At 67.6% G+C, this 26,223-nt stretch carries 32 protein-coding genes; 13 read left to right on the top strand and 19 right to left on the bottom strand.

Annotated elements, in window-relative coordinates; translation table 11 throughout:
- The first annotated feature begins 1 nt into the window (after position 1).
- Together BU124_RS05665 and BU124_RS05670 are read left to right on the top strand one after the other, a co-directional pair.
- Positions 2-1,012, top strand: a complete 1,011-nt coding sequence (locus tag BU124_RS05665) for a flagellin (RefSeq protein ID WP_084861540.1) — start codon at positions 2-4, stop codon at positions 1,010-1,012.
- Positions 1,009-2,112: a flagellar basal body P-ring protein FlgI gene (locus BU124_RS05670; RefSeq protein WP_425442452.1), complete on the top strand. Its 1,104-nt coding sequence runs from the start codon at positions 1,009-1,011 to the stop codon at positions 2,110-2,112. Before BU124_RS05665 ends, BU124_RS05670 begins: the two co-directional genes overlap by 4 nt.
- Before the next feature lie 251 nt (positions 2,113-2,363).
- Here BU124_RS05670 and fliP read toward each other — a convergent pair whose 3' ends face one another.
- The 4 genes from fliP to fliF are packed head-to-tail and all read right to left on the bottom strand — an operon-like array spanning position 2,364 to position 5,532.
- The gene (gene fliP / locus BU124_RS05675; RefSeq protein WP_084861542.1) at positions 2,364-3,104 is read right to left on the bottom strand and encodes a flagellar type III secretion system pore protein FliP; all 741 of its coding nucleotides are present in this window, start codon (positions 3,102-3,104) and stop codon (positions 2,364-2,366) included.
- Positions 3,097-3,369, bottom strand: a complete 273-nt coding sequence (locus BU124_RS05680) for a FliM/FliN family flagellar motor switch protein (RefSeq protein WP_084861545.1) — start codon at positions 3,367-3,369, stop codon at positions 3,097-3,099. Before BU124_RS05680 ends, fliP begins: the two co-directional genes overlap by 8 nt.
- Positions 3,362-3,919, bottom strand: a complete 558-nt coding sequence (locus BU124_RS05685) for a FliH/SctL family protein (protein ID WP_084861547.1) — start codon at positions 3,917-3,919, stop codon at positions 3,362-3,364. Before BU124_RS05685 ends, BU124_RS05680 begins: the two co-directional genes overlap by 8 nt.
- Positions 3,916-5,532 carry a flagellar basal-body MS-ring/collar protein FliF gene (gene fliF, locus BU124_RS05690; RefSeq protein ID WP_143529900.1) on the bottom strand — a complete coding sequence of 539 codons (1,617 nt, stop codon included), beginning with the start codon at positions 5,530-5,532 and terminating at the stop codon, positions 3,916-3,918. The genes BU124_RS05685 and fliF overlap by 4 nt, the downstream gene beginning before the upstream one ends.
- Positions 5,533-5,652: 120 nt before the next feature.
- Between fliF and BU124_RS05695 the strand changes: the two genes are divergently transcribed.
- The 9 genes from BU124_RS05695 to BU124_RS05735 all read left to right on the top strand — a co-directional run bounded on the left by BU124_RS05695 (position 5,653) and on the right by BU124_RS05735 (position 14,763).
- Positions 5,653-6,159: a flagellar basal body-associated FliL family protein gene (locus BU124_RS05695; protein WP_084861551.1), complete on the top strand. Its 507-nt coding sequence runs from the start codon at positions 5,653-5,655 to the stop codon at positions 6,157-6,159.
- Positions 6,160-6,172: 13 nt separating this feature from the next.
- Positions 6,173-6,529 (top strand): hypothetical protein, encoded by a 357-nt coding sequence (locus tag BU124_RS05700; protein ID WP_084861553.1) that lies wholly within the window; start codon positions 6,173-6,175, stop codon positions 6,527-6,529.
- Positions 6,526-7,098, top strand: coding sequence for a MotE family protein (locus BU124_RS05705; RefSeq protein WP_084861555.1), 573 nt, complete (start codon positions 6,526-6,528; stop codon positions 7,096-7,098). The genes BU124_RS05700 and BU124_RS05705 overlap by 4 nt, the downstream gene beginning before the upstream one ends.
- An 88-nt stretch (positions 7,099-7,186) precedes the next feature.
- On the top strand, positions 7,187-8,053 hold the full coding sequence (motA, locus tag BU124_RS05710; RefSeq protein ID WP_084861557.1) for a flagellar motor stator protein MotA: 867 nt from the start codon (positions 7,187-7,189) through the stop codon (positions 8,051-8,053).
- Positions 8,050-10,239 (top strand): hypothetical protein, encoded by a 2,190-nt coding sequence (locus BU124_RS05715; RefSeq protein ID WP_084861559.1) that lies wholly within the window; start codon positions 8,050-8,052, stop codon positions 10,237-10,239. Before motA ends, BU124_RS05715 begins: the two co-directional genes overlap by 4 nt.
- Positions 10,240-10,524: 285 nt before the next feature.
- Complete coding sequence (gene flhA, locus BU124_RS05720; protein WP_245831625.1) at positions 10,525-12,555, top strand: flagellar biosynthesis protein FlhA; 2,031 nt, start codon at positions 10,525-10,527, stop codon at positions 12,553-12,555.
- Positions 12,552-13,313: a flagellar biosynthetic protein FliR gene (locus BU124_RS05725; RefSeq protein WP_084861564.1), complete on the top strand. Its 762-nt coding sequence runs from the start codon at positions 12,552-12,554 to the stop codon at positions 13,311-13,313. Before flhA ends, BU124_RS05725 begins: the two co-directional genes overlap by 4 nt.
- Positions 13,310-14,392 carry an EscU/YscU/HrcU family type III secretion system export apparatus switch protein gene (locus tag BU124_RS05730; RefSeq protein WP_084861566.1) on the top strand — a complete coding sequence of 361 codons (1,083 nt, stop codon included), beginning with the start codon at positions 13,310-13,312 and terminating at the stop codon, positions 14,390-14,392. Before BU124_RS05725 ends, BU124_RS05730 begins: the two co-directional genes overlap by 4 nt.
- On the top strand, positions 14,389-14,763 hold the full coding sequence (locus tag BU124_RS05735; protein ID WP_084861568.1) for a hypothetical protein: 375 nt from the start codon (positions 14,389-14,391) through the stop codon (positions 14,761-14,763). Before BU124_RS05730 ends, BU124_RS05735 begins: the two co-directional genes overlap by 4 nt.
- 16 nt (positions 14,764-14,779) lie before the next feature.
- Here BU124_RS05735 and BU124_RS05740 read toward each other — a convergent pair whose 3' ends face one another.
- From BU124_RS05740 to BU124_RS05780, 9 genes are read right to left on the bottom strand one after another with little or no spacing between them, the layout of a single operon-like run.
- Positions 14,780-15,301 (bottom strand): flagellar basal body-associated FliL family protein, encoded by a 522-nt coding sequence (locus tag BU124_RS05740; protein WP_084861570.1) that lies wholly within the window; start codon positions 15,299-15,301, stop codon positions 14,780-14,782.
- 9 nt (positions 15,302-15,310) lie between these two features.
- Positions 15,311-16,048, bottom strand: a complete 738-nt coding sequence (flgH, locus tag BU124_RS05745; protein WP_084861572.1) for a flagellar basal body L-ring protein FlgH — start codon at positions 16,046-16,048, stop codon at positions 15,311-15,313.
- Positions 16,035-16,463 carry a flagellar basal body P-ring formation chaperone FlgA gene (gene flgA / locus BU124_RS05750; RefSeq protein ID WP_084861576.1) on the bottom strand — a complete coding sequence of 143 codons (429 nt, stop codon included), beginning with the start codon at positions 16,461-16,463 and terminating at the stop codon, positions 16,035-16,037. The genes flgH and flgA overlap by 14 nt, the downstream gene beginning before the upstream one ends.
- Positions 16,460-17,245, bottom strand: a complete 786-nt coding sequence (gene flgG, locus BU124_RS05755) for a flagellar basal-body rod protein FlgG (protein WP_084861578.1) — start codon at positions 17,243-17,245, stop codon at positions 16,460-16,462. The genes flgA and flgG overlap by 4 nt, the downstream gene beginning before the upstream one ends.
- A gap of 26 nt (positions 17,246-17,271) precedes the next feature.
- A complete protein-coding gene (locus BU124_RS05760) occupies positions 17,272-17,988 on the bottom strand; it encodes a flagellar hook-basal body complex protein (protein ID WP_084861580.1) in 717 nt (238 codons plus the stop codon).
- Positions 17,989-17,991: 3 nt separating this feature from the next.
- Positions 17,992-18,261, bottom strand: a complete 270-nt coding sequence (locus BU124_RS05765; RefSeq protein ID WP_084861582.1) for a flagellar biosynthetic protein FliQ — start codon at positions 18,259-18,261, stop codon at positions 17,992-17,994.
- On the bottom strand, positions 18,261-18,551 hold the full coding sequence (gene fliE, locus BU124_RS05770) for a flagellar hook-basal body complex protein FliE (protein ID WP_084861583.1): 291 nt from the start codon (positions 18,549-18,551) through the stop codon (positions 18,261-18,263). Before fliE ends, BU124_RS05765 begins: the two co-directional genes overlap by 1 nt.
- Before the next feature lie 13 nt (positions 18,552-18,564).
- On the bottom strand, positions 18,565-18,957 hold the full coding sequence (gene flgC, locus BU124_RS05775) for a flagellar basal body rod protein FlgC (protein WP_084861585.1): 393 nt from the start codon (positions 18,955-18,957) through the stop codon (positions 18,565-18,567).
- Positions 18,958-18,960: 3 nt separating this feature from the next.
- Positions 18,961-19,347 carry a FlgB family protein gene (locus tag BU124_RS05780; protein WP_084861587.1) on the bottom strand — a complete coding sequence of 129 codons (387 nt, stop codon included), beginning with the start codon at positions 19,345-19,347 and terminating at the stop codon, positions 18,961-18,963.
- 83 nt (positions 19,348-19,430) lie between these two features.
- Here BU124_RS05780 and BU124_RS05785 point away from each other — a divergent pair, with 83 nt between their 5' ends.
- Entirely contained in the window at positions 19,431-20,792 is a 1,362-nt protein-coding gene (locus BU124_RS05785; protein WP_084861589.1) for a FliI/YscN family ATPase, read from the top strand.
- Here the strand turns inward: BU124_RS05785 and BU124_RS05790 are convergent.
- From BU124_RS05790 to BU124_RS05815, 6 genes are all read right to left on the bottom strand, one after another.
- Positions 20,782-21,630, bottom strand: coding sequence for a DUF1217 domain-containing protein (locus BU124_RS05790; RefSeq protein WP_084861590.1), 849 nt, complete (start codon positions 21,628-21,630; stop codon positions 20,782-20,784). The genes BU124_RS05785 and BU124_RS05790 overlap by 11 nt on opposite strands.
- Positions 21,627-22,037 carry a flagellar biosynthesis repressor FlbT gene (flbT, locus tag BU124_RS05795; protein WP_084861592.1) on the bottom strand — a complete coding sequence of 137 codons (411 nt, stop codon included), beginning with the start codon at positions 22,035-22,037 and terminating at the stop codon, positions 21,627-21,629. Before flbT ends, BU124_RS05790 begins: the two co-directional genes overlap by 4 nt.
- Positions 22,034-22,411 (bottom strand): flagellar biosynthesis regulator FlaF, encoded by a 378-nt coding sequence (gene flaF / locus BU124_RS05800; protein WP_084861594.1) that lies wholly within the window; start codon positions 22,409-22,411, stop codon positions 22,034-22,036. Before flaF ends, flbT begins: the two co-directional genes overlap by 4 nt.
- 84 nt (positions 22,412-22,495) lie before the next feature.
- Complete coding sequence (locus tag BU124_RS15115; protein ID WP_084861596.1) at positions 22,496-23,839, bottom strand: flagellin N-terminal helical domain-containing protein; 1,344 nt, start codon at positions 23,837-23,839, stop codon at positions 22,496-22,498.
- Positions 23,840-24,078: 239 nt separating this feature from the next.
- Entirely contained in the window at positions 24,079-24,420 is a 342-nt protein-coding gene (locus BU124_RS05810; protein WP_084861598.1) for a hypothetical protein, read from the bottom strand.
- Positions 24,413-24,688 (bottom strand): rod-binding protein, encoded by a 276-nt coding sequence (locus tag BU124_RS05815; protein WP_084861600.1) that lies wholly within the window; start codon positions 24,686-24,688, stop codon positions 24,413-24,415. The genes BU124_RS05810 and BU124_RS05815 overlap by 8 nt, the downstream gene beginning before the upstream one ends.
- A gap of 820 nt (positions 24,689-25,508) precedes the next feature.
- Here BU124_RS05815 and BU124_RS14750 point away from each other — a divergent pair.
- Positions 25,509-26,222 (top strand): flagellar hook-length control protein FliK, encoded by a 714-nt coding sequence (locus BU124_RS14750; protein WP_179141871.1) that lies wholly within the window; start codon positions 25,509-25,511, stop codon positions 26,220-26,222.
- The last annotated feature ends 1 nt before the right edge of the window (position 26,223 follow it).

Below are 26,223 nucleotides of genomic sequence, written 5' to 3' on the forward strand. Positions count from 1 at the left end.
GATGGCCCTGACGACGATTGGCGATCTCAGCCAGCACCTCGTTTCCGTGCGACACACAGGCCAACTCAAGGAACGGCTCAACACCCTGACGCAGGAGGTGTCGACAGGGCGCGTCGCCGACCTTGCGGCGCATCTGGGCGGCGATCAGCAACGCTACCTCGATACCGGGCGCCAACTCGATCTTCTGGCCTCCCGCGGGCGCTCCCTCGACGAAACCGCCAACCTACTCTCGGTCGTTCAGTCCGCGCTGGGCGCCGTCCAGGATGCCGGGGCGGCGGCGGGCGAAACCCTCCTGACCGTCTCGGCGCAGTCGGGTCCGATACACCGGGCAACCGCCGCGATCGAGGCCCGTACCGCCTTCGAAGGCATGGTCAGTGCCTTGAACACGCGCCGGGCCGAGCACGCGGTGCTGGCCGGTGCGGAGGCTGACAAGACCCCCCTGCCGCCGGCCTCGGACATGCTCGACGACATCCGTGCCGCGGCCTCGGGGGCGACTGATGCGGACGGGGTGATCGCCGCCGTTGACACCTGGTTCGACACGCCTGGGGGTGGCTTCATGACCACGGCCTATGGCGGCAGCACCACGACCAACCTGGCGCGCCCCATCGTCGATGGCGAGACGCTCGAGATCACGGCCCGCGCGGACCATCCGGCGGTCCGTGGCGCGCTCAAGGCCGCCGCTTTGGGGGCCATCGCCGAGGATCCCGGATTGAGCCTGCCCGACTCGGCGCGCGCCGACCTGTTGCGCCATGCCGGCCAAGCGCTCGTCGGTGGTGCGGGGGCAATGGTGCAACTCCGCGCCTCCGTCGGATCGGCCGAGGCGCGGGTCGAAGACGCCGCCACACGCCTCTCGGCGCGCGGGACGGCTCTGGAAATCGCCCGGAACGACATGAGCGTGGCCGATCCCTACGAGACGGCCACGAAACTGCAGAACGTCCAGCTGCAGCTTGAGACCCACTATACCCTGACTGCGCGCCTGTCGCGCCTTTCTCTGACGGAGTATCTGCGTTGATCCGCCTTCTTGCATTGATCCTTGCGCTTGCCAGCTGGACCTCAACTGCCAGCGCCACCCCTGTCCGGCTCAAGGACCTGGTGGAATTCGATGGTGTGCGTTCGAACGATCTTGTCGGTTACGGGCTGGTCGTGGGCCTGAACGGAACCGGCGATGGCCTGCGCAATTCGCCCTTCACCGAAGAGATCATGTCGAACATCCTTGAACGCCTCGGGGTCAACGTGACCGGTGAACAATTCCGGCCCAACAACGTTGCGGCGGTGCTGGTGACGGCCAGCCTGCCGCCCTTTGCCCGGGCGGGCAGTTCCATCGACGTCACCGTTTCCGCGATCGGGGATGCCGACAGCCTGCTCGGGGGGACCCTTGTCATGACCCCGCTCAATGCCGCCGACGACGAAATCTATGCGGTCGCCCAGGGCACGATCATCGCCGGCGGCGCCTCGGCCGAGGGCGAGGCGGCGCAGGTGGTGCAAGGCGTCCCGACTTCGGGCACCATTCCCAGCGGCGCCACCGTGGAACGCGAGGTCGATTTCGAGTTCGCCGGCCTCGAGGTCATACGGCTGGCCCTGCGGACGCCGGATTTCACCACGGCGGCCCGTATTGAGGCCGCGATCAACGGCGTCTTTGGCGGCGGCGTGGCACGGATGCTCGACGCGGGCACGGTGCGGCTGGACATCGCGGCTACCGGCGCGACTTCGCCCGCCCATGCGCTGGTGCGGGTCGAGAACATCCTGGTCGAACCCGAACGCCGTGCCCGCGTCGTCGTCGACCAGCGCTCCGGGACGATCGTGATGGGCGAGGATGTCCGGATCTCTCGAGTCGCAGTAAGCCAGGGCAACCTGACGCTGCGCATCGAGGAAGCGCCGCTGGTCGCGCAGCCGAACCCCTTCGCCGAGGGGGAAACGGTGGTTGTGCCGCGAACGAACGCCGAGATCGAGGAGGACCCGGGCCTGGCCATGGCAGAGGTGCCGGCGGCCACCTCGCTTTCCGAGGTTGTCGCCGGGCTGAACGCCCTCGGCGTTGCGCCGCGGGACATGATCGACATCCTCAAGAGCATCAAGGCCGCCGGAGCCCTTCACGCCGATTTCGTGGTGCAATAGAGCCACACGGCGCGGCGGGTGAGGCGCAATGGAACGCCGGCGATGCGCGCGGCACCACGACCCGGGCACCCGGTATTTTGCGGATGGACAGTGGACACGGCGGACATCTTCGCAGTCAAGGTGTTGTGGATCAACGCGCGATCAGTGCCCCACCGGGTCGCGCGGCAGAGAGTGCCGAACCTGCTCTAAATCGTGCAGTAACCCTTCCAAACCGCCGGCGCGCCGGCCCTCTCTCTCTCGTGGCAGCGCGGTCAGAAATAACTGCGCACCAAGCTACCCGCGATCAGGCTCCAGCCGTCGGCAACGACGAAGAAGGCGAGCTTGAACGGCAGCGAGACGATTGCCGGTGGCACCATCATCATCCCCATCGACATCAGCACGGCCGCCACGACCAAGTCGATGATGAGAAAGGGCAGGAACACCAGGAAACCGATCTGGAAGGCGCGCTCGATCTCGCTGAGCAGGAAAGAGGGGACGAGAACCGAGAGCGGCGCCGAATCGATGGGCGCCTGTGCCGAAACAGTGTCTCGGAGCGCAGCCAGCTCCTCGAAGGTGCCAGGGTCAATCCGCCCGCCCATGAAGGTGCGAAACGGGTCCATCACGCGGGGAAAGGCCTCTTCCACGGTCAGGGTGCCATCGGTCAGGGGTGCCACGCCGTCGGTCCAGGCGGCGACGAAGACCGGTTCCATCACGAAATACGTCAGGAACAGGGCCAGGCTCACGATGAGCATGTTCGGCGGCGACTGCTGCAGACCGAGGCCCTGGCGCAGGATGGCCAGGACCGTCACGATGAACGGAAAGCAGGTGATCATGATTGCGATGCCCGGAACGAGGCTGAGCACCGTGATCAGCAGGATCAACTGGATCGACCGCGTGGTCAGCGATCCGTCGGTTCCGAAGTCGAAAGACAGATCCTGCGCCGCCGCCGGACCGGCCAGGGCAGCAAGCCCCAGGACCACGACCGCGGCGGCGAGGGATCGGCGCCTAGCCAAGGGACAATCCGCCCGAGACGACTTCGGTCAGACGCACGGCGATACCGCCATCGCCCGCCTCGGATTCTTCCAGCTGGCCGCGGGCGATCAGCCGGCCACCGACGAAGAGCTCGACCGGGTCCTCGACCCGGCGATCGAGCGGAAGAACGGCCTTTTCCTCGAGCGACAGCAGGTCGCGCACAAGCGGGCGGGCCCGACCCACGGAGACCGTGATCTCGATCGGCAGGTCGTGCAGCGGGTGGTCGGGTGACGTGGATTCAGCCATTGCCACTTGTCCTTTCTTCTGGAAGCAGGCCGACCAGCGCGTCCTGCAATTGTCGGGTCAGCGCCGGCAGGTCGATCAGGGTTTCCGTTTCGGCACAGGAAAGCCGCGACTGGTTTTCCGAGAGGGCGGGGTCCGCCAGAACCCGGACCGTCGCCGAGGACAGCGCCTCGGCGACGGCGGTCTGCTGGGACGGGCAGACCGACAGCACCAGCGGCGTTTCCGCGGCCTCGGCAACAGCGTGCCGGATTGCGTCTGCCAGGCGCGGCACGAAGGTCTCGCAGACAAGTTCGGGCAGGATCGCCCGGGTCAACTGGTCGATCACCGGGGCGATTGCCGCCAGCAATTCTTCGCGAACCTCTGCCCGTGTGGCTTCGGTGTTGCGGATGTGTGCCGCGATGTCCTTGCTGAGGTGGTCCTGTTGCTGCGCGGCCGCATGCTGGCCCGCCCGGACGCCATCCTCGAACCCGGCAAGGTACGTCTTCGACGGCCCCGTATCAGCAGGGCCCGCGGCCCCGGGGCCGAAGTCTTCGAGGCGCGGGGCGCTGCTCATCGCCCGGCCCCGTGGTCTTCGGGATCGTCCATCCAGGATTGCAGCACCTGAACAGCCTCCTGCCGGCGGTCCTGGATCAGGTCGCGCAGCCGGTCCACCGGGTCATCGGCCTGATCTGGCGCGGGCTGTCCTTGGCCCCCAACCTCGGCCCGGTCGCCGGGCGCCGCGAGCGCCGGCACGGCGCTGTCGGCCGGCTGTGGCGCGGGCAGTTCGGCGGCCCGGGCCGTACCGCTGTCGTCGAGCCGCGCCGCGCCCGGTCTGCCCGTGGCCGGGCGCCCCGCGAGAATCGGACGCACGACGAACAGACCCAGGATCAGGGCGACGAGCGCCAGAACCCCGGTCTGGATCAGGCGCATCAGGTCCAGCGGCGCCGACGACGCGGCGGCGGTGCCGGCGACCTGCCCCGGTTCGCCGGTCGGCTCGAAGGCCATGGACCGGATCGTGATCTCGTCCCCGCGGTCGGCATCGAATCCCGCGGCCGTCGCCACGAGTTGGCGCAGATCCTCCAGCTCTTCCTCTGGGCGGGGCGTCTGCTGGACGTCACCGGAGTTGGTGTTCGTCTCGACGGCGTTGACCAGAACGGCCACGGTCAGGCGGCGAACGGCTCCAGGCGCTCGAACAAGTTCGCGCTGTGTCTCGGAGACCTCGTAATTCGTGACCGCCCGGCTTTCCGAGGATTCACTGCTCGAACTGCCTTCCCCGCCCTCGGCATCGCCGTCAGGCAGGTTCGAGGCGACGGTCACGTCACCGCCGCGGCTGTCGGCGCTGGTGTTAGAGCTTTCCTCGACCTCGGTCGAGATGGCGATCCGGCTGTCCGGGTCGATCTTGCGCTCGGTGATCGACTCGGTTTCGGTGACCGTTTCGAGGCTGACCTCGACAACGGCATTGCCCGGCCCGACACGCGCGGTCAAAAGGCGTTCGACGCGCGCGCGGATCTCCTCGGCGCGGTTTTCCCGTGTGCCGGGGGATGCCGGATCGCCGTCCCCCTGGACCAGCCCGTTGGCCCCGTCGATCACCGCGACATCCTCGGGCATCATGCCCGGAACGGAGGAGGCGACCAGAAACCGCAGCGCGTCCGCCTGCGCGGCGTCGAGGCGGGTCAGCTTGGTCGCGACGGTGACCGCGGCGGTCGGCTTCTGATCGCGGCGAAAGGGTTGCCCGGTGGGCGACGAGATATGCACGCGCGCCGATCTGATATGCGGGGTCGCCAGCATGGTGCGCGCCAGTTCGCCCTCTTTCGCGCGCAAGTAGGCCGCGTCGAACATCTGCGAGGTCGTGCCGAACCCCGAAAGGTTGTCGAGTATCTCGTAGCCCTGCGTCGTGTTGGCTGGCAGCCCCTCTGCGGCAAGGTTCATGCGCAGCCTGTCGCGCTGGTCGGCGGGCACGAAGATCGAGGTGCCGCGCACCTCGTAGCGCGCGCCGCGCTGGTCGAGCGCCGCGACGACCTCGCCCGACGCGGTATTGTCGAGATTGGCATAGAGCAGGGACATCTCGGCGCTGGTGCTGACCCGCGCCAGCGCGAGGACGGCCACGAAAACGGCGATAGTGGCCCCGATGACGATGACCCGGCGGCGCATGTCGAGTTTCGACCAGAGGGACGAAAGTGAGTCCAAGGCGGTTCTCCGATTTACGCGTGCGTTCTGCCGCTCGGCCTGAATAGGTCGGTCAGACTTAACAATCGGTTAGTCAGTCGCGGGATATTTCGGGGCAGACACTGGAGAGGGAGTTGCTGCATGACCGACGAATCCGCTGACGGCCCGCCCGAGGACGAGGCACCGCACGGCAAGGCATCGCGGTTGCCGCTGATACTGGGTGTCGTGCTCGCCCTCCTCGGCGGTGGCGGCGGGTTTGCGGCGGTTCATACAGGGCTGCTGGACACCGTTCTCGGAAACGGCGACGCCAAGCCCGAGGACGAGGCACCCGAAGCAGAGCCGCTGGCGCCTCTGGCCTTCGTGCCGCTGGACACGGTGGTCATCAGCCTGGCCCCGTCCGCGACGGCCGCGCACCTGCGGTTCAAGGCGCAGCTCGAGGTGGCGCCGGACCATGTCGGCGACGTCGAATCGCTGCGCCCGCGCATCATGGACGTGCTCAACGGGTACCTGCGCGCCGTCGCGGTCGAGGATCTGCAGGACCCCGCCGCGTTGACACGGCTGCGCGCGCAGATGCTGCGCCGCGTTCAGGTCGTCGTTGGCGAGGGGCGGGTGCGGGACCTTCTCATCATGGAATTCGTACTGGACTAGAAAGGCGAAAGAGATGGCGATGATCGCGGATATCCTGCTGGCGGCCGGGGCCCTTGCGGCAAGTTTCTACTGTTTCGTCCTGTCCCGGCGGCTGCGGCGTTTGTCTGACCTCGACAAGGGGCTCGGGGGCGCAATCGCCGTGCTTTCGGTTCAGGTTGATGATCTGGCCAAGGCCCTGAAGCAGACCGAGGCCGCCTCGGCGCAGGCGACCGACGATCTGGTCCGTCAGACCGAGCGCGCTGAGGCCGCGGCGAAGCAGCTGCAATTGCTGATCGCCGCGCTGCACGATCTGCCGCAGCCTGCATCGGAAGAGACGCCGATTTCGCCCTTCTTCAGTCAATCGCAAGCCAAGACCCCGGAGCGGACATGACACAGCGTGCCCCATCGGCCCTCGGCATCCTCGTCGCGATGCTGTTTCTCTCGGCGGTGCTGCGGCTGGCGATCGGCGCGGGTCCGGCCCTGGCCGAGGCTGAGGATATTCTGCCCGAAACCCCCCAAGCTCTCCCCGAGGGGCGCGCCGATTGCGATGGCGCGGTCTCGGGTGAACTGCTCGCGGCGCTCGAGGCCCGGGAAGAACGCCTGACGACCCGCGAGTCGCAACTCGCCGACCGGATGCAGGCGCTGCGCGTGGCCGAACAGGAAGTGCGCGAACACCTCGAACAGTTGCGCGCCGCCGAAGAAAGCCTCGAGGCGACGATCGCGACCGCCGAAACGGCCAACGACGGTGACATAACCAGCCTCGTCAGTGTCTACGAAGGCATGAAGCCCGCCGAGGCAGCCGCGCTCTTCGAGGAGATGGCCCCGGAATTCGCCGCCGGTTTCATGGCGCGGATGCGTCCCGATGCCGCGGCCGCCATCATGGCCGGGCTGGAACCTGCCACGGCCCATTCCATCAGCGTCGTCATCGCTGGCCGAAACGCGCGGGTTCCAACGGAATAGGGCCGGTCCACCGGCCCGTCAGCGAAGAATTAACGATCCGCGTGGCACGACATGGTCGGTATGAGGCGATCGGGGAAGGCGGACCGTCATGTTCAGCATCGCGGGGATCATCATCATCTTCGTCATGGTCTTCGGGGGCTACATGCTTGCCGGAGGCAAGATCGGCATGATCCTCAAGGCCCTGCCCTTCGAGTTGATGATGATCGGCGGTGCGGCCATCGGGTCTTTCGCCCTGTCCAATGACGGTGCCACCGCCAAGCACACGCTCCGCGACCTCGGAAAGGTCTTCAAGGGCCCGCATTGGAAGAACGAGGACTATCGCGACCTGCTGTGCCTGCTGTTCGAACTGATCCGCCTGGCCCGGGCCAACCCCGTGGGGCTGGAGGAACACATCGAGGCCCCGGACGAGAGCACCATCTTCGCCCGCTACCCGCGCATCCAGGCCGATGGCGAGGCTGTCGCGCTGATCTGTGACACCCTGCGCACGGCGTCGATGAACTACGACGATCCGCACCAGGTCGAGGAGGTGCTGGAAAAACGGATCGAGGCCTCCCTGCACCACAAGCTGCACACCTCTCACGCCCTGCAGACGGTGGCGGACGCGCTGCCCGCCCTCGGGATCGTCGCCGCCGTTCTCGGCGTGATCAAGACCATGGCCTCGATAGACCAGCCGCCCGAGATCCTGGGCAAGATGATCGGCGGGGCGCTCGTGGGGACGTTCCTGGGTGTCTTTCTCGCCTACGGTTTCATGGGGCCCTTCGCGAACAAGGTGAAATCGGTGATTGAGGAGGACTCCCATTTCTATCAGTTGATCCGCGAGGTCCTGGTCGCGAACCTGCACCATCATGCTCCAAACATCTGCATCGAGGTCGGGCGCCAGAACACGCCGGATCACTACCGGCCCAGTTTCTCGGACCTCGAGGCGGCGCTAAAGGCCACGAGGGAGGCGGCATGAGACTGCCCTGGCTCCGCCTTCTCCTCGTGCTCTGCGCCGGCCCAGGGTTTGCCCAGGACGTCGCGATACGATCGGGCGAGCACGAGAGTTTCTCGCGTCTTGTCCTCTCGATTGGCGAAGGGACCCGATGGCAACTGGAGAAGTCAGGCGCACGGGCCCGCCTGCGCCTCTCGGATCCGGCGACGGAGTTCGATACCTCCGGCATATTCGAAAGGCTGCCCCGTCAGCGGCTCGATGCCGTGACGGACGAGGGCGGTGGTGTTCTGTCGCTCCGGCTCGCCTGCGATCCCTGCCACGTCGATCCCTTTCTCTGGCGGCCAGGGCGTTTGGTGATCGACATCGTGGAGGGGCCCGACCCTGCGGCGCGCGACCGGTCCGCGCTCGCGACCAGCCCGATTCGGCTTCCGCTGGCTCGGGACGCCTCCGAGACCGGCCGGGCCTTCCTGTTGCCCGGAGCCTTTTCTGCCCGCCCGGATGCGCCCGGGTCCAACGCCGACCCGCGCGTGGCCTCCATGGCCCGAGAGGTGGCCCGCGCCGTTTCGGCCGGGTATCTGCGCACATCGGTCGAGAGCCCCACCGACCCTACGACCGAGGCGCCGCCTGGGGACGAAGAGCCGCCCGAGACAACCGATCCGTCGCGATCGGCCCGGACGCCGCCCTACGTATCCGGTGGCGTCAGCCCCGGCCTGAGCGTGGGGAATGCGCTCGACCGCGAACTTGCGGCCCTCAATGCTGCCCTGGCCGCGGCCGCTGACCAGACCTGCCTTCCCCCCGAGGTTTTCGATGTGGCCGGCTGGGCGGATGACAGCGGGTTCTCGCAGCAAATCGCGCGCCTGCGCCGAGGCCTGGTAACGGAATTCGACCGCCCCTCCCAGCCGGCGATCCTGAGGCTGGCGCGCGGCTATGTCCATTTCGGTTTCGGGCGCGAGGCGCTCGCGACGCTCGAGCGGGGCCGCGCCGCCGACCGGGCCCGCGCGGCGCTGGCCGAGATGGCGCGCCTCGTGGATCGGCTTCCCGGAACCTTTCCCGTGCTGTCGTCGCAGGCTGATTGCGACAACGGCGCCGCCCCCTGGACCCTGCTGTCGGGCACTGTTCCGCTGCAGGAACTTGACCGCAACGGCGTGATCCGTGCCTTCCGGCTATTGCCCCAGCCGCTTCAGGCGCACTTGGCAATACCCATGGCGGGTGTCTTTCTCGAGGCCGGGGATGTCGACGGTGCTGCACTGGTCTTCGAATCCGTTCGGGGCCAGGATGCAGCCCGCAACCCGGCCGCTGCGCGGATGCGGGCCGCGCTGCTGGAGGCCGGCGGAGACATCGGCGCCGCCCTTGGTGTGCTGGACGGGGCCGCCGCCGGGCGGACCGAGCCCGAGTCGTTGATTCGCCTTCTGGACCTGACGCTCGAGACAGGCGCCAAGGTACAACGCGAGGACATGACCCTCGCCGATGCGCTGATGCACGAAAATGCTGGAACAGAGACGGAATTGCGGCTCGCGTCGAGCACGTTGCGCGCCCACGTCGCCCGGGCCGAGTGGGATGAGGCCCGGGCCCTGCTCGCCCGCTACGCGGATCGTTGGCCTGCGGCGGAGCGCGCAAAGCTCTCAGTCGCGCTCTTTCAGGCCCTGGCCGACTCCGCGGCGGCGCCCGCCTTCCTCGAAACGGTTTTCGATGACGTTCCGCCGGACCTCGACGCAGGCACCGTGAACACGCTCGCCGCGCGGCTTCTGGACCAGCGGTTTCCCGAAAAGGCAATCGACCTGATGGACCGGCCCGCCGCGGCCGAGGCCATGGCAGAACGGCGTTACCTGCGTGCGCAGGCGGCCCTGCAATTGGGCCGGAACGAGGCGGTCTTGCAGCACCTTGGCGGGATGACGGATGACCGTGCCGCAGCGCTCCGCGCCAAGGCGCTCTTTGCCATGGGCGACGAGAGGAAAGCCCTCGCGGCCCTGCCGGGACCCCCTGACGCCGAAGCAGATTTCCGGGCGGGCGCCTGGGACCGGCTGGCGGCCTCCGATGATCCGCTCTTGCGCCGTGTGGCAGATCAGGCCCTGACTCGGCCCGACATGACAATAATGGAGGGTCTGGCCGCCCGTCGCGCCGCGCTCGAGCGCGCCCGGGAAACCCGGCAAACGATCAATGACCTGCTCGGCCGGTTCCCAGCTTATACCGAGGACGACCCCGCGCGGTAAATCCGGGTGTCCCCGTTGGCATCTGCTTACGAATTGGTAACGGCGCCGGTCTAACCTCGGCGTCACCAAGGCAGCAGAAAGCGCTTCGATGACATCCCGACGACCGACCCGGCAATGGCCGTCCGCGGGGGCCAGCGACGCAGTCCTGCGTGGGCTCCCGTTCAGCCCGACCGAATCCCACGAGTGTCGCGCCCGCGCGCGCAAGACCCGCCCCGGGGGCTGACCGTGCCGGCGATCGCGCTGACCGATATCTTCAGGCCGACGATCCTGCTTGCGCTGGCGCTAATGGCGGTCATCGTCATGATGATCCTGCCCATGCCCGCCTGGGTGCTGGACATCGGCCTTGCCGCCTCTTTCGCGCTGGCCATCCTGATCTTCACCGTCACGCTGTTCATCGAGCGACCGCTGGATTTCTCGGCCTTTCCGACGGTCCTGCTGGCCTCGCTCATGCTGCGGCTGTCGCTCAATGTCTCCTCCACCAAGCTGATCATCGGCAACGGCCACGCCGGCACGAGTGCCGCCGGCGACGTGATCGAGGGCTTTGCCGACTTCGTCATGGGCGGCAGCGTCTTTCTGGGGCTGGTCGTCTTCGGCGTTCTGCTGATCGTCAACTTCGTGGTCATCAACAAGGGCGCCACCCGCATGGCCGAGGTCGGAGCGCGCTTCGCGCTCGACGGGATGCCCGGCAAGCAGCTGGCCATCGACAGCGACATGAGCGCCGGCGCCATCGACCACGAACAGGCCCGCCAGCGGCGCGAGACGGAGCAGGCCGAAACGACCTTCTTCGGCTCGCTCGACGGGGCGTCGAAGTTCGTCAAGGGCGACGCGATCGCCGGGCTTCTGATCACCTTTCTCAACCTCGTCATGGGACTGATCATGGGCACGGTGATCCACGGCATGCCGCTGGGCACGGCCTTCGAGACCTACGCCATCCTGACGGTGGGCGACGGGCTTGTCTCGCAGATCCCGGCGGTCATCATCTCGATCGCCTCGGCGCTGCTGCTGGCGCGGGGCGGGGCCAACGGCGCGGTGGACATGGCCCTGGTCGGTCAGCTGGGCCGCTATCCCCCGGCTTTGGTTACCGTGGCCATCCTGATGGGGCTGTTCGCGCTGGTGCCGGGTCTGCCGTTCCTGCCCTTTCTCCTTGGCGGGCTGGTTCTGGGCGGGGCCGCCTGGCTGGCGCAGATGACCGCGCAAAACGTCGAGGCACAGCCCGAAACCGAGTCTGATACGGCGCAGGACGGGGCCAGCACCCCCAGCATGGGCGACCTTCTCGATCTCGACGACATCCACGTTGAATTCGCGCCCGACCTCGTCGACATGGTGCTGGACCCGGGGGTCGGGCTGGACGTGCGCATTTCCAACATGCGCAGCCATATCGCCACCGAATACGGCCTGCTGATCCCCGAAATCCGGCTGACGGACAATGCCGCCCTGCCGGACGGAAGTTACCGTATCCTCGTCCAGGGCGTCGAACAGGTGCGCGACACCTTGCGCAGCGACAAGGTGCTCGCCTTGCTGACCGGCACGGGCGACACCGAAGTGCCCGGCGAGGACGTGAAAGAGCCCGTCTACGGCGCCCCGGCCCGCTGGATCGCCCCGAATGACCAGGATCAGGCGGCCCTGACCGGCCTGACTACCGTGCAACCGACCGAGGTTCTGGCCACCCATCTGCTCGAGACCATCAAGAAAAATTTCCCACGGCTGCTTACCCAGCGCGCCCTGCGCCGGTTGCTGGACGAGATGGTCAACCTCAGCGACCAGGCACGCGCCGAAAGCAACCGCAAGATGCTGGACGAGCTGATGCCCGACAAGGTGCCCATGGACATCCTGCTGTCGGTGTTGCGCCTGCTGCTGGAAGAGCGTGTCTCGATCCGCAACCTCGCGACGATCATCGAGGCGGTCGCCGAAGGTCGACAGCTTTATCCCGGTGCCGAGGGCATTGCCGAACACGTGCGCCAGCGCCTCGGCTTCCAACTGGTCGCCGACCTGCGCCGCCCGGACGGAACGATACCCCTGGTTCAACTCGCCCCCGAGTGGGAAGACACCTTTGCCACCTACCAGCTGCCCTCGGACAAGGGTGGCGGGGACGTGGCGCTGCCCCCCGATGAGTTCAACCGGCTGGCCAGCGCGATCTCGGAGAAGGTCGCCGCGGCCGGCGAGGCGGGCACCTACCCGGCTATCGTCACCTCGATGAAACGCCGCCGGTTCCTGTGGACGGTGCTGACGGCCAAGGGGGTCTCGAACCCCGTCCTCTCGTTCGAGGAGATCGGGATAGACGCCAAGCCGGCTCTCGTGGGCCTGGTGCCCGCATGATCGGCCTGCCGCCCGAACTTCTGGGCCTTGCGGGCGAGACCCTTGTGGCCGCCTTCGCCGTCTTCCTGCGCGTGGCCGGGATGATGGCCCTGCTGCCCGCCTTTGGCGAACGGTCCGTTCCGGTGCGGGTCAAGCTGGCGTTGGCGCTGGCCTTCACGCTCATCATCCTGCCGGCGGTGCCGCGGCCGGACGAGATCACCCCCGGTATCCTGCTGGCCGAGACGATCACCGGCGTGTTTTTCGGGCTGCTGCTGCGGCTCTTCATTTTCGTGCTGCAGATCGCGGGCACCATCGCGGCGCAGTCGACATCGCTGTCACAGATCTTCGGCGGCAGTGCCGGGGTCGACCCGCAACCGGCCATGGCGCATGTGCTTGTGGTGGCGGGCCTGGCGCTTGCGGCCTCGATGGGGCTGCACGTGGCCGTCGCCGAATACATGATCAACAGCTACGACCTCGTCCCGCCCGGGCGCATGATCCCGGCCGAGATGCTGACCGTCGCGGGCGTTGACGAGGTCGCGCGGAGCTTTGCGCTGGGCTTCAGCCTCGCCGCGCCCTTTGTCATTGCCTCCATGCTTTACAATGTCACCCTGGGCGTCATAAACCGGGCGATGCCGCAGTTGATGGTGGCCTTCGTCGGGGCCCCGGCGATCACGGCCGGGGGGCTGGTGCTGCTGCTCCTGTCCGCGCCCATCCTTCTGTCTGTCTGGGCCGACGCGCTGCGCAGCTTCTTTGACGCCCCGCTCGGGGGTGGCCCATGAGCCAGGAAGAGGGCGAGGACGACGACAAGCAATACGAGCCGACCGCGAAGAAGCTCGAGGATGCGCGCAAGAGAGGCGAGATCCCGCGGTCCAACGATCTCAATACCGCCGCCGCCTACGCGGGGCTTCTGCTGGCCGGTCTGGCGCTGGGCGGGCCCGCGCTGACCTCTGCGGGCAGCACGCTGATGACCCTGCTCGACCGGTCGGCCGAGATGTCGCGCCTCGTCTTCGCGGGCAGTGGCGCGCCGATATCGGGCGGGCTGATCCTGGCGGTGGGGCAGGCGCTGGCCCCGTTCTTCGCGCTGCCCATCGCCGTTGTCATCCTCGTGATCCTGGCCCAGCGGGGGTTCGTTTTCGCCCCGACGAAGCTGGCCCCGAAGACGAACAAGGTCTCGCCGATCGCTCAGGCCAAGCAGAAATTCGGCCGGTCGGGCCTGTTCGAATTCCTCAAGAGCTTCATCAAGCTGATGATCTACTCGGTTGTGCTGTTCATCTATCTGGCCGGGCAGATGCCGCGCATCCTGATGACAATCCACCTCGAACCGGGGCTCGTGACCACGGAACTGCTGCGCCTGTCCGTGGGGCTTCTGGCGATCGTGCTCGTCATCGCGCTGGCACTGGGCGGGATAGATTTCGCCTGGCAGAGGGCCGAGCACATGCGCAAACACCGCATGTCGCGCAAGGAAATGACCGACGAACACAAGGAGTCCGAGGGCGATCCGGCCATGAAGCAGCAGCGCCGGCAGAAGGCCCAGGAGGTGGCCAGCAACCAGATGCTGCAGGATGTGCCCGACGCCGATGTCGTCATCGTCAACCCGACCCATTACGCCGTTGCCCTGAAATGGGCGCGGAGTGCCGGCAGTGCCCCGGTCTGCGTGGCCAAGGGTGTCGATCATCTGGCCGCGCGCATTCGCGAGATCGCGACCGAGAACGGCGTGCCCGTGCATTCGGACCCGCCCACCGCGCGGGCTGTGCATGCCACCGTGGAAATCGGCGAGGAGATCCGCCCCGATCACTACCAGGCCGTGGCGGTGGCCATCCGGTTTGCCGAACGCGTGAGAAAGGCGGCCCGGAGATGAGCCTGACCCCGGCGCAGCTGGCACGCCTGCAAGCGGTGCTGGAGGCCGCATTCCAGGCGGAACAGGCGCGATTGGCCGACGTCTCGCGCCGGATCGAGACTGTTCAGGCGCGACTGGACGCCCTGCGCCGACCCTGTCTTCCCGAGGCCGAGCAGGACATCTCGGTGGCGGCCATGGCCGAAGCGAACATGCGCTGGCGCACCTGGGTCGAGGACCGCCGCCGCAGGCTCAACGAGGAGCTCGCACGGTTGCGCCAGGAGAAGGAGGCGCGGCGCGCCGATCTCGCCGCGGCCTTTGGCAAGCGACAGGCGGCCGACGCGATGCAGGAGAAACTGCAGGCCGAGGCCCGGCAGAAGGCGCGCCGCTTCTAGAGGGTCTTGCGGTGTTCTACCCCGCCACGTCCTGCCGGACGATGTCGATGATCAGGACATCGGTGATGCCGCCGCCGACGTTGCGGATCGCGGTCTGGCGCAGGGCGTCGCGCAGCAGTTTCATGTTGGAGGACTCGGTGAAGGCCCCGTTGAACCCGCCCATGTTGGCGTGGTCGAAAAGCACTTGAAGAAAGAGATCGCGCAGCCTTGGCTCGTGGGCGAAGACGTTTTCCTTGGCCCCGGCTTCGACCTCGATCGAGAGCGACAGCACCACCAGAGAGCTGACCTTGCCCTCCTGGACGACGGGGACGACGAACTGATTGTTCAGCCGCGCGTATTCGCGGCCTTCGGTCATCGGGGTACTGTCCCGGTCCGATGGCTGCGCCGTCTCGGTTGCGTCCTCGTCTGGCGGATCGCCGCAGGGGTTTTCAGCTACGACCTCTTCCTCGTCCGCGGGCGGCGCGAGGAAGAGCCCGGCCCCGACCCCGCCGCCGAGACCCAGTGCCAGAAGAAGAAGCGGCAGAAAGATCCTCGCCATGGCTGTCCCTCAGAATGGTAGCACGGCATCTGCGGCCTGCTGGCCGTAGCGCGGTTGCTGCATGTCGCTGATCTGTCCCCGGCCGCCGTAGGAAATGCGCGCCGAGGCGATCTTGTCGTAGGTGATCTCGTTCTGGCGGGTGATGTCCTCGGGCCGGACGAAGCCCGAGACCAGAAGTTCGCGCAGCTCGTAGTTGACCCGAACCTCCTGCAGGCCCTCGATGGCCAGCACGCCGTTGGGCATCACCCGGGTGACCGTGGCGGCGACCTTCAGCTCGAGCTGCTCGTTGCGCTGCACCGAGCCGTCGCCGTTGAAGCTGGACGACGAATTGGTCTGTACGCCGGGCTGGAGGTCGGCGCCCTCGGGCAGGGATTCCTGCGCCGCCTCGGGCAGCCCGAAGAGCGCCGAAATGCCCATTTCCTCGGAGCCCGAGCGCGACCGGCCCGTCGAGTTCGAGATCGCGGCGCGGTCGTCGATCTCGATCACCACGGTCAGGATGTCGCCGCGCTGCATCGCGCGCCGGTCGCCCAGCAGTGACCCGCGCGCCCCCGTCCAGAGCGAGGGCGTGTCGGCGCGTGCGGCCTGCTGCGGCAGGTCCTCGCCGAGGCCGTATGTCGTCATCGCCCGGGCCTCGTCCGAGGCGGCGGCCGGGGTCAGGTCCGGCGGCCGGCCGATCTCGGACAGCCGCCCACAGCCGGTCAGGCTGAGCAGGGCAAGACCGGTTGCGATCAGTCTAGTCGGTGGCATGGGCAACCCCCTTGTCGTCGATGCGGGCGCGTATGGACTGCCGCGACATGACGTTCATCACGCGGATGACGTCGCCCGGCCCGGCCCTGTCCAGGGCGCGGCCCTCGGTGCGGATGATCAACCCGTTGCGGGCATAGATCAGCGGAACGATCTCGTTGCGCTCGACAACGGCGGGTGGCCCGACATCGGCGCGCCGGATCGGCCGCCCCGCGTATAGCGCGACGCGCGCCTCCCGGCCGATGATCTGCTGCGGGTCGGTGACGCCACCCAGCGTTGCCACATCGCGAAGAAGCAGGTCGTCCGGGCCGATCACGGTCTTGGCGGGAATCGTGCGTGCGGCCACCACGTGGCGCATCGCCTCCTCGGCGGCCAGTGGCGCGGCCAGCAGCCACAATAGGATCACAAGGCGTGTCATCGCATCTGCACCATGGCGCTCATCATCTGGTCGGCGGCGGTGATGACCTTGGAATTGAGCTCGTAGCCGCGCTGGGCCGCGATCAGGTCGGTGACCTGCTGGACCGGATCGACCGAACTGTCCTCGAGATACCCCTGCCGGATCACGCCCAGCCCGTCCTGCCCGGGGGACGAGACGGCGGCCGGCCCGGAGGCGGGCGTCTCCAGAAACAGGTTCGAGCCGATCGCCTCGAGCCCCCGGGGATTGACGAATCCCGACAGGCTGATCTGGCCCAGCAGTTGCGGCTGCACCTGGTCGGCGAAATAGGCGTAGACCTCGCCCTCGGGGTTGATCGAGATCGACCGGGTGTCGCGCGGGATCGTGATATCGGGCACAACCGGGTAGCCGTCCGAGGTGACGACCTGGCCCTCGCCGGTCAGCTTGAGCCCGCCGTCGCGGGTATAGGCCGGGCGGCCATCGGGCATCGCGACCTCGATATAGCCCTTGCCCTCGATCGCGATGTCCAGATCGCCCCCGGTGGCCGCCAGGGACCCCTGTTCGAGCATGGCCGAAACCGCCGCCGGGCGCACGCCGAGGCCCAGTTGCACGCCGGTGGGCAGAACGCTGCCATCGCTGGCATTGATCGTGCCGGGGCGTTGCACCTGCTGGTAGTGCAGGTCGGCGAATTCGGCCCGCCGCGCATTGTAGCCGGTGGTGTTCATGTTGGCGAGGTTGTTCGAGATCACCTCGACCCGTGTTTGCTGGGCGGTCATGCCCGCGGCCGCGATTTGAAGGGCACGCATTCTGCTGCCTCCCTGGGTTGGCTATATCACTTTCCCAGGGCGCGGATCGCGCCCCGGATGCGTTGGTCTTCCTTGTCCATGAAGCTCTGGCCCAGCTCGTAGGCGCGCTGCACCTCGATCATGCGGCTGACGGCGAGGATCGGGTCCACGTTGGACTCTTCCAGAAACCCCTGGACCATCTTTGCCCCGGGCGCCGGTTCATACCCGCCGCGGGCCTCGAACCGGACCCCGTCCTCGCGGATCATGGCATTTGGGTCCAGGGGGCGCACCAGTGCGATCTGCGCCACGGGCTGACCGCCGGTGCTGACGGTGCCGTCCGGGGCGATGCCCACCGGGCCGGCGTCGGGCGGCACGAACACCGGCGCCCCGCCAGCGTCCAGCACGCGGTGCCCCTCTGACGTGACAAGATCGCCTGCCGCGTTGGGGGTGAAGGCCCCGGCGCGGGTCAGGCGTTCGCCCTGCGGTGTCCGGACGAGGAAGAACCCCTCGCCCTCGATGGCCAGGTCCAGCGGTCCGCCTGTCCGGGTCAGGCTGCCCTGGGTCTGCACCGTTTCCCTGACGGCCGCCCCGGCCATCGACAGGGAGGGCGCGTTCGGGCCGAGTGCGGCGACATGCTCGGAAAAGATCATCCCTTCGGCGCGGAATCCTGTGGTCGCGCTATTGGCGATGTTGTTGGCGACGATCTGCATCTCGCGCATCAGGCCGGATTGCCGGGTCAGGGTCGCATAGGTCGCGTTTTCCACGGGTCAGCCTCCGGCGATGATCGGGATGAGCGTGGCCTGGAAGAAGGTCACGAGCGTTTCGGTCATGAAGTTCATCGTGACCCAGAAGATCCCGACGATCGCCAGCAGCTTGGGCACGAAGGTGAGCGTCATCTCCTGGATCGAGGTCAGGGCCTGGAACAGGCCCACGACGAGCCCCGCGGCCAGCGCAACCCCGAGGATCGGGATCGAGATCACGACAGAGACCCACAGCCCCTGGCGCAGCGTGTCATAGAGCAGGGCCTCGTTCATCATCAGACCGGCATCCTCAGGATTTCCTGGTAGGCCTCGACCACCTTGTCGCGCACCGTCACGGCTGTCTGGACGGCCATTTCGGTCTGGGCGAGGGCCTGGACCAGCGCATGCGGGTCAGCATCGCCGGTCATCGCCGCCATGGCCTGGGATTCACTGTGCTTAAGGGTCGAGGTGAACTCCGCGGCCATGTCCGCGAACGCCGTCGCGGTGCCCTCGTCGGGTTGCGGGGCGGTGGCCGGCTTGTTGGCGGCGTACTGTTGCGCAGCGGATTGGAGCGCGGTGAGTTCCAATGTCTTGGTTCCCTTACTTGCGGAGGATTTCGGTGAGCGACGAGGACATCCGGCGCACCTGGTCGAAGAGCTTGAGATTGGCTTCGTAGCTGCGCTGGGCCTCACGGGCGTCCGCGATCTCGATCAGCAGGTTCACGTTCGAGCCCTCGTAACTGCCGGTCTCGTCGGCCAGCGGGTGCGAGGGGTCGTGAACCCGTTCCAGCTCTGCGCGGTCCAGCCGAACCCGGCCGGTCTCGACCATCCCGGTGGCGCGGCCCGTCTCGATCACTTCCTCGAAGGCGACGGTCTTGCGGCGATACCCGGGCGTGTCGGTATTGGCGATATTCTCGGACACGTGGCGCAGGCGGGTCGCCTGGGCTTTCATCCCGCTGGCCGCGATGGACATGGCATCGGAAAACTCGGTCATGGCTTATCGCCGTCCGATGGACAGGCGCAGAACCTCCAGCGAATGCTGGTAGATGGTCAGGGCCCTGTTGTGTTCGCGCTCGATTTCGACGGCGCTCAGCATTTCTTGTTCGACAGAGACGGAATTGCCGTTCGGGGCCGGTTCCGCCGTGCTGAATTCGCGCCGCGCAGACCCGTCGGACCCGGGGTCCGGCGACAGGTGACCGGGCCGCGTGCGGCGCATGTCCGCGGCGGGCGCTGCCTCGTAGGTTTCCGAAAACGGCGCAATGGCGCGCGCCCGGTAGCCGGGCGTGTCGGCATTGGCGAGATTTGCCGCGGTAACGGCCTGCCGCGCCCCGGCGTGGCGGGCCATGTCCATGGCGGCCTGGAGCACATCCAGTGAATTGAACATCGGGGCTTCTCCCTCGATTGGCTTCAACGAAGGTTTAAGCGTGATTCCCTAAGGATTGGTTGTCAGATGCTGGGCGAGGGCCGATGAAAGATACCGAATTCGTGAACGTGGCGTCCGCCATCGCGCGGGCGACGGATACCTACCCGGTCGGTCGCGTCACCGGGGTCAGCGGGTCGCAGGCCGTGTTGCAGGGTCTTTCGGGGCGGGCCGCGCTCGCGGACCGGGTGCGGTTGCCGCGGTGCGGGCACACCGGGATCGTCACCCGCGCGGACGGGGTCGAAACGCATATCATGCTGGACGGTCCGGCGAATGGCGTCGCCGTGGGCGACCGGGTGGTCCTGCTGCCCGCGCCGGTTTTCGCGCCGCACGATGGCTGGATCGGCCGGGTCGTCGACCCGGACGGTCAGCCGCTGGACGGCCGCCCGCTCACCCAGGGGGCCGTGCCGGTCTCGCTTCAGGCCGCGCCGCCCCCGGCAGGCGCGCGGCGCGCGCTGGGCGCCCGGGTCGGGACCGGCCTCGCGCTCTTCGACACGATCCTGCCGCTCGCCCGCGGGCAGCGCGTCGGGCTGTTCGCCGGGTCCGGCGTGGGCAAATCCACGTTGCTGGCCAACCTCGCCCGTGGCGTCGAGGCCGATGTCATCGTCATAGGCCTGGTGGGTGAGCGGGGCCGCGAATTGCGGGAATTCATCGAGAAGGTGCTGGGCCCCGATGGCATGGCGCGTTGCGTCATCGTCGCCGCCACCTCGGACCGGCCCGCGCATACCCGCCGGCGCTGCGCGGCGGCGGCCACTGCGGTGGCCGAGCATTTCCGAGATGCCGGGCGGCATGTGCTCTTGTTGATCGACAGTGTGACCCGCTTTGCCGAGGCCCATCGCGAGGTTTCCAGCGCCGCCGGCGAGCCGGCCAGCCTGCGGGGATACCCGGCCTCGACCTCCGCCTCGATCGCGGCGCTTTGCGAGCGCGCCGGCCCGGGCACCGAGGCGGCGGGCGATATCACCGCCGTCTATTCGGTCCTGGTCGCGGGGTCGGACATGGAGGAGCCGATCGCCGATATCCTGCGCGGCGTGCTGGACGGTCATATCGTTCTGGACAGGGCCATTGCCGAACGCGGCCGTTTTCCGGCCGTCGATGTCGTGCGCTCGGTCTCGCGGTCGCTTCCGGATGTCGCGAGTGCGCAGGAGAACGGCCTGATCGCCGCGGCGCGGCGGCACCTGGGCGTCTACGCGCGATCCGAACTCATGATCCAGTCGGGGCTCTACGTGCCGGGAAGCGACAAGGCGGTGGACGAGGCCATCGCCTGTCACGACGCGCTCGACAGGTTCTGCACCGAGGCCGCCCCGCACGGGCCCAAGGCGGCCTTCGCGGCCCTGCAACGGGCCCTGTCCGCGGCGGCGGAGGGGGGCCGCGATACCGGCCCGGCCGGCGATGCCCGGGTCAGGGGCTAGGCGTGTCCGCTGGCGGGTGCTCGGGCCGGGGCTTGACCGTGGGCGGTCCGGCCTGCTGCAGCAGGGTGAGCGCCACCGAGGCCCCGCCAGGGGCGACAGCGGATTGTGCCGCGTCGCGCACCATGAACAGCCGTATCAGCTTGTCCCGGCTGTCTATTGACAGCACCTCGTCGAGACGGTCCGTGCCCAGGACCGCCTCGCTGCGGGCCTTGAACTGGTCCAATTGCTGGTCGATGTCGATACTGCCGAAACTGGGCGGGAAGCCAAGGGCGGTCTCGAAGACTTTTCGCACCGGCGGATTGCCCATGAGGGCGAACCACTGGGCGTCGCCTGCCCGGTTGGCCGAGACGATGTCGCGCAACGCCGGCTCCAGGTTTAGGGCCAGGCGCATACTGTTGTCGCTCTCGCCGACCGCGCGCTCGAACTGGCGCGCCTCGTAGCGGTCTATGATCTCGTCGGCAAATCCGGGCGCCCGAGTGCGCGGTGGCCCGACATCCCCGAAGCCGAAGGCGTCGGCCAGCTTTGCATAGCGGCTGTCGGACAAACGGTTGGCAAGGGCATCGCGGTCTTGCGTGCCACCTTCGAGGATCTTGCGGATGAAGAAGCGGTTGTTCAGGTCGTCGTCCAGCCCGAAGGCCCCGAGCGCCACCTGCAGAAGGTCGCGGTCGGCGACGAGTTGTTCGGCGGTGGTGACGGTGCCGATGCGATCGCGGAAGCGATCGGTGGCGGTTTGGATAGGGCGGCTTTCTGCGAAGGCCGCCCGCTGGGTGTCCGAGGTTCGTTCCAGGAACTTCCATCCGGCATAGCCGGAAATCGGGACAACCGGCTGAAAGCTCATGACAGGGCCGGTGTTGCCGCCAGCAACCTGTCTTCGCGTGGCAAGAGGCTGCGCAGGCGCTTGAGCGTGCGGTAGAAATCGCCGTCCGACACGGCCGCGGTGGCCTCGGACAGTTGCGTGCGGCTGTCCGGGTCGCAGAGCGCCTGGCTGAGTTGCTCTATGCCGCGCAGCAACTGGTGACGGGCCTCCTCGGCGTCGACGTCACCCGACAGCACCAGCTGGGCGATGTAGCAAACCCGGCGGACCGGCGTTGTGGCCTCTTCGGGGCGGATGGCGTCGCGCAGGCGCAGGATATTGGCATTCGGGGTCAGGATCGACACGCGCGCGCGCCTTTCACCGTTTTCGATCACGGCGCCGTTCACCAGAACCCTTTCGCGGGGCCCGAGCTTGAGGACCAGCCCGCTCATCCTGCTGCCCCGGTCGCGTTGAGGCCACGCATGACCGCACGGTTGATCTCGACCAGGGACTCGGCATCCGCCCCCTCCTTGAGCACCCGCGACGTGTGCAAAAAGGTGAATTCGGCAAGAGAGAGGAGCTGCGCCCGCAGCGGCGCTGGCAGACTGTTGGCGTCATCCGCGACGTCGACGGCCAGCACGCCCCAGAGCTTGCGATTGTCGTGCAGGGCCTCGGCCAATTGCGCGAAGGCGCCGGGACCCTTGTCGATTGCGGTCTGGATGCGTGCGGTGATCTGACCGAAGAGCTGGGCCTCGGCCGAGCGGCCTGTGCGTATCGTAGTTTGTGCCGGGTCATAGGCTTGGCGGGCCAGTTCAATGGCGTTCATCTGGTGTCCTTTCGGGACAGGGGCGTTGCGGCCTGGGCGGCATGGAAACGGGGCGCGCGCCGCAACGCGCGCCCCTCAGCGCGGTCAGCGGAACAGCGACAGGATCGACTGCGGCGCCTGGTTGGCGATCGACAGCGACTGCGTGCCCAGCTGCTGCTGCACCTGCAGCGCCTGCAGGCGCGCCGAGGTCTCTTCCATGTTGGCATCCACCAGCGACCCGATGCCCGAGTTGAGCGAGTCGGTCAGCTTGCTGACGAAATCCGACTGGGTCGAGATCCGGCCCTCGGCCGAACCGAAGGCGGCGGCCGCGTCCACCGATTTGTCGATCAGGCCCTCAATGTTGGTCAGCGCCCCGGTGGCCCCAGAATTGGTCGTCACGTCGATATTCTGAAGATCGCCCAGTCCGCCGCTCGATGCGGAGGAGCCCGGCGTGCCGCCAGCCATTGCACCGACGCCGACGTTGATAGCGTCATTGGCGCCATTCCCGTTTTCAATCACGATCTCGTTGCCGTTTTGAACCGTCGCGCTGTAGGCGGCACTCGCGTCAGTTGCTGCTTCGAAAAACGAGTTCATCTGTTTGGCGAGGTTGTTTGCCACGTCTCCGGTGCCGTCATTTGCCCCCGCGACGTACTGGAACCTCCGTTCGCCAGTTGCGGTGCTGCCATCCGCGGTATTGATGGCCAGGCCTCCGATATCGATCTGATAGCTGTCACCGTCCGCGACCTGCCCGATCGTGATGGTTTGTGAGCCGCCTCCGGCAACAGACTCGTCATTTGTGCCGTCGATCGTCGAGTCGCCGGCCGTGGCGATGGCGACAGCGGCGTCGCCCGTGCCCCCGCCATCGGAGATCCGAAGTGCGGCGTCAGCGTTGGATCCAAGCGCGGTGCCGCCGAAGCTCGTGGGTGTCGTACCGGTTGTCACCGACAGGTTCTGGCGGCCCACCTCGATCTCGTTGCGCGCCACGTTGCCGGACGAATCGCGATCGAGCGACGACAGGACGTTCACCGAATCGTTGCTGCTGCCATTGATCAGATTCAGCCCGTTGAACTGCGCCGCGTCCACGACCGAGCCGATCTGCTTGGTCAGCTGGTCGATGTCGGTCTGGATCTTGGAGCGGTCGACGTTCTCTTCCTGGGCCGCGACGATCTTGCCCTTCATCTGGGTCAGAAGGTCGGTGACGGTCTCGGCACCCTGTCGGGCGACGGCAACGGTCGATTCGCCCAGCGACAGGCTTTCGGAAATGGCCTTGAAGCCCTTCACGTCGGATTCCATCACCTTGGAAACCGACCAGATGGCCGCATTGTCCTTGGCGTTGGCCACGGACTTGCCGGTCGAGATCTCGGACTGGGTCTTGGCGAGGTCACTGTTGATGCCCTTCAGGGTCTGAAGGGCGGTCATTGCACTGTTGTTGGTCAGAATACTGGACATGTGTCTGGTCCTGTGTGTTGGAGGCGCGTTTTGCGCCGGGGTTTTCAGGGACCGGCCCCGGACAGGGCCGGACGTGACGTCCTTCTGACGATTGCGGCTGCCGGTCGCGGCAGTGCGCCATCCCATCGGATGCAGGGGAAACCTGTGCCGGCGCGACCTAACCGTGACTTAACGTGATCCGAACATTTCTGTGGTCGATCATCGCAATTTTAGATGAATCCGGCGGTGTCTGCTGAGCCTCAGAAGCGCCGCTCGGTGCCGGGCCGGGCCGGGCCGATACGGCTCTCCTGCCCGCTCCGATCGTAGGTCGTCATGCCCTGGCGCAGGCGCTGTTGTTCCTGCAGCCGCGCCTGTACGTCGCGCACGCCATCGCGCGCCGCCGCCAGAAGGCGGCGGTTGCGTTCCAGCAAGAACTGCATCTCGTCGCGTTGCGCCTGCGACAGCGTTGCAAGCCGGGACAGGTCATCGGCGAGGGTCTCTTTCCGGGGGGTCAGATCGGTCAGCGTGGCGAGATCGCCCTGCCGCAGCGCCAGGCGTTCGGCCTCGAGAAGCGCACTCAGACGGTCGAGAACATCAGTCATCGCGGCCTGCCATCGTGGCTTCGAAAAGGCTCTGGGCCAGCCCGATTCCACCGGCCGCGGCCATCTCTCGGGCCTGCTCGCGGCGCAGGAACGAGGCGAACTGATCCTCGCCGATCCCGCCGCCGAACCCTTCCGGCGTCTCGCCGACACCGGCGGATTTCAGCATCTGCGCCAGAAATGACGCCTCGAGTTGTTCTGCGGCAGATTTCAGGCGTTCTGCCTCTTGCGGAGCAGGCGGCAGGCCGGGGGGCGTTTCCGAAATAATCATCTTAGCGGTCTCTCGATTGTTCGAATTCGTCGGACTGTCGCCGATGCGCGGTAAAGATTGAGTAAGTTCCCAGAGGGTATTCGGGACATGCAACAACCGCCGGAGCCCTTTGATGATTCCCATGCAAACCCCTTTTCCGCCGCACGACGGGCCGGCGCGAGGCCCTGTCCTCAGCAGGATGCGGGCCGCGCAGGACGGCCCCGTGCCGGAGGGAAGCGGGCCGCGTGGCGGCTTCGCCGGTGTGATGTCGCGGCAGCCTTCGAAGTCAGGCGATCGGGAGGGTCTCGACCAACCTGTTGCCCCGGAAGAGACCCACGAGACTCGCCTGGCTGACACCCCCAGTCCGGGTGCCGCTGTTGCCGAGGGCACGCCATCGGAGGGCGATGCCAGCGTCATGGGGCTTTCCGACGGCGCGGTGCAGTCGCCCGCTGCGGAAACGCGCCCCCCCGAAAATCGCACTGACGGCAAGGCCCAAGACCCGAGCGAGGCCGTGGTGAAGGCACCTCAAGCCAGCGAGCGGCCGCCGCGCACCCCGACTGGCGATGTCAGCGGGGGGGTGCCGCGGGCAAGAGAAAATCCACCCGGCCCCGGGCTGGCGGCTGTGCCGGGCATTGTGGACTGGGCGCCCATGGCGGGCCGAGTCCCGCTGCAGGAGGGGTCCGCTTCGGGCCCGTCTGGCCGGCAGCCTGACGCGGCCCATCAGCCGCGATCCGGGGCCGATCTGATGCACCCGCGCGCAGAACAGTCGATAAACCAACCAACGCAAGCCAGTCATGTGTCTGGGGCGCCAGCGGGTCGTGACCCGAGCGGGCGAACTGGAATGCCCATCGGGGGCGGGCAAGCGCCACCGCCGCGGCCCGAACCGCGCAGTGCGGCGCAGCGCGACCGGCCCGCGGGCACCGAAACGGCACAGGTGGCTGGCCCGGCGCTGTCCGCGAGCCAGCGCGTCGCCGTTGCCGCCCCTGCCTCGCCCCTGCCTGCGCCCTTCCGTGCCATGCTCATGTCGACCGACCAAATGGCCCGCCAGCCTGTCGAGGACGCCGCCCTGCCCCTTGGCGACCTTGCGGCGGGATCGACCGGGGAACGCCCTTCCGCCGGGGCATCATCGGCTGGACCGGCAACGCCGCCCGCCGCTCGAGCCGTGCCGGCGCAGATCGCGCAGCAGATCGCGGTGAGTGTCTCCGTCTCCGAGAGCGGGCACACCGAACTGCGGCTCAACCCCGAGGAACTGGGCCGGGTGCGCCTGTCGCTTTCGGGGGCCGAAGGAGGGCTGACCGTATCGATCACCGCGGAACGCCCCGAGACCGCGGACCTTCTGCGCCGGCACACCGACAGCCTGGCCCGGGAATTCGCGGCGCTGGGCTACGGTGATGTCGGGTTCCATTTCGAGGGCGAGAGCCGCGAGGATCGCGCCCATGACCACCCTGGACGCCAGGCTGCCAGCGCCCCCGAGCGGACCTTGACCGACGCGACCGACCCGCAACCGCCGCGCCGAGGGATCGTGCTCGGCGGCGGCCTCGACCTGAAACTATAGG

It is taken from the genome of Salibaculum halophilum (genome assembly GCF_002094885.1).
Lineage (GTDB): Bacteria > Pseudomonadota > Alphaproteobacteria > Rhodobacterales > Rhodobacteraceae > Salibaculum > Salibaculum halophilum.

Excerpts from the sequence above, each read along its gene's own strand:
- flhA (WP_245831625.1), top strand. The coding sequence starts at position 10,525 with ATGGCGGTCATCGTCATGATGATCCTGCCCATGCCCGCCTGGGTGCTG.
- BU124_RS05695 (WP_084861551.1), top strand. The coding sequence starts at position 5,653 with ATGACCGACGAATCCGCTGACGGCCCGCCCGAGGACGAGGCACCGCAC.
- BU124_RS05785 (WP_084861589.1), top strand. The coding sequence starts at position 19,431 with ATGAAAGATACCGAATTCGTGAACGTGGCGTCCGCCATCGCGCGGGCG.
- flgG (WP_084861578.1), bottom strand. The coding sequence starts at position 17,245 with ATGCGTGCCCTTCAAATCGCGGCCGCGGGCATGACCGCCCAGCAAACA.
- BU124_RS14750 (WP_179141871.1), top strand. The coding sequence starts at position 25,509 with ATGCCCATCGGGGGCGGGCAAGCGCCACCGCCGCGGCCCGAACCGCGC.
- flaF (WP_084861594.1), bottom strand. The coding sequence starts at position 22,411 with ATGAACGCCATTGAACTGGCCCGCCAAGCCTATGACCCGGCACAAACT.
- BU124_RS05700 (WP_084861553.1), top strand. The coding sequence starts at position 6,173 with ATGGCGATGATCGCGGATATCCTGCTGGCGGCCGGGGCCCTTGCGGCA.
- BU124_RS15115 (WP_084861596.1), bottom strand. The coding sequence starts at position 23,839 with ATGTCCAGTATTCTGACCAACAACAGTGCAATGACCGCCCTTCAGACC.
- BU124_RS05735 (WP_084861568.1), top strand. The coding sequence starts at position 14,389 with ATGAGCCTGACCCCGGCGCAGCTGGCACGCCTGCAAGCGGTGCTGGAG.
- motA (WP_084861557.1), top strand. The coding sequence starts at position 7,187 with ATGTTCAGCATCGCGGGGATCATCATCATCTTCGTCATGGTCTTCGGG.
- BU124_RS05790 (WP_084861590.1), bottom strand. The coding sequence starts at position 21,630 with ATGAGCTTTCAGCCGGTTGTCCCGATTTCCGGCTATGCCGGATGGAAG.
- flbT (WP_084861592.1), bottom strand. The coding sequence starts at position 22,037 with ATGAGCGGGCTGGTCCTCAAGCTCGGGCCCCGCGAAAGGGTTCTGGTG.
- flgC (WP_084861585.1), bottom strand. The coding sequence starts at position 18,957 with ATGACCGAGTTTTCCGATGCCATGTCCATCGCGGCCAGCGGGATGAAA.
- BU124_RS05665 (WP_084861540.1), top strand. The coding sequence starts at position 2 with ATGGCCCTGACGACGATTGGCGATCTCAGCCAGCACCTCGTTTCCGTG.
- BU124_RS05685 (WP_084861547.1), bottom strand. The coding sequence starts at position 3,919 with ATGAGCAGCGCCCCGCGCCTCGAAGACTTCGGCCCCGGGGCCGCGGGC.
- BU124_RS05815 (WP_084861600.1), bottom strand. The coding sequence starts at position 24,688 with ATGATTATTTCGGAAACGCCCCCCGGCCTGCCGCCTGCTCCGCAAGAG.
- BU124_RS05730 (WP_084861566.1), top strand. The coding sequence starts at position 13,310 with ATGAGCCAGGAAGAGGGCGAGGACGACGACAAGCAATACGAGCCGACC.
- BU124_RS05780 (WP_084861587.1), bottom strand. The coding sequence starts at position 19,347 with ATGTTCAATTCACTGGATGTGCTCCAGGCCGCCATGGACATGGCCCGC.
- BU124_RS05680 (WP_084861545.1), bottom strand. The coding sequence starts at position 3,369 with ATGGCTGAATCCACGTCACCCGACCACCCGCTGCACGACCTGCCGATC.
- BU124_RS05725 (WP_084861564.1), top strand. The coding sequence starts at position 12,552 with ATGATCGGCCTGCCGCCCGAACTTCTGGGCCTTGCGGGCGAGACCCTT.
- BU124_RS05715 (WP_084861559.1), top strand. The coding sequence starts at position 8,050 with ATGAGACTGCCCTGGCTCCGCCTTCTCCTCGTGCTCTGCGCCGGCCCA.
- BU124_RS05765 (WP_084861582.1), bottom strand. The coding sequence starts at position 18,261 with ATGATGAACGAGGCCCTGCTCTATGACACGCTGCGCCAGGGGCTGTGG.
- BU124_RS05810 (WP_084861598.1), bottom strand. The coding sequence starts at position 24,420 with ATGACTGATGTTCTCGACCGTCTGAGTGCGCTTCTCGAGGCCGAACGC.
- flgH (WP_084861572.1), bottom strand. The coding sequence starts at position 16,048 with ATGCCACCGACTAGACTGATCGCAACCGGTCTTGCCCTGCTCAGCCTG.
- flgA (WP_084861576.1), bottom strand. The coding sequence starts at position 16,463 with ATGACACGCCTTGTGATCCTATTGTGGCTGCTGGCCGCGCCACTGGCC.
- BU124_RS05740 (WP_084861570.1), bottom strand. The coding sequence starts at position 15,301 with ATGGCGAGGATCTTTCTGCCGCTTCTTCTTCTGGCACTGGGTCTCGGC.
- BU124_RS05705 (WP_084861555.1), top strand. The coding sequence starts at position 6,526 with ATGACACAGCGTGCCCCATCGGCCCTCGGCATCCTCGTCGCGATGCTG.